Genomic DNA, 284 nt, shown 5'->3' on the forward strand with positions numbered 1-284 from the left:
ACATACGCGGAGGTGTTGAGATCGGTGATCGCCTGCACGCGCTCATCCGGATACTCATCAGCCGCCGCGAGCGCCGCCACATCGTCGATCACCAACACCGGCCGCGCATCCCCCAGGATGTGCGCCTTGCGCTCCGCCGGATACTCCGGATCCACCGGCACATACGCACCACCCGCCTTCACCACACCCAGCAACGCCACCACCAGCTCCACCGACCGCGGCAACACCACCGCCACAAACGACTCCGGCCCCACCCCCTGCCCCACCAGCCACCGCGCCACCCG

Annotated in this window: 1 protein-coding gene; it reads right to left on the bottom strand. The window is 68.7% G+C overall.

Annotated elements, in window-relative coordinates:
* The coding region (locus tag KN815_RS26845; RefSeq protein ID WP_372458485.1) for an AMP-binding protein at positions 1-236 on the bottom strand (236 nt) is incomplete at its 3' end.
* Between the last annotated feature and the right edge of the window lie 48 nt (positions 237-284).

Source organism: Streptomyces niphimycinicus, assembly GCF_018883605.1.
GTDB classification, from domain to species: domain Bacteria; phylum Actinomycetota; class Actinomycetes; order Streptomycetales; family Streptomycetaceae; genus Streptomyces; species Streptomyces niphimycinicus.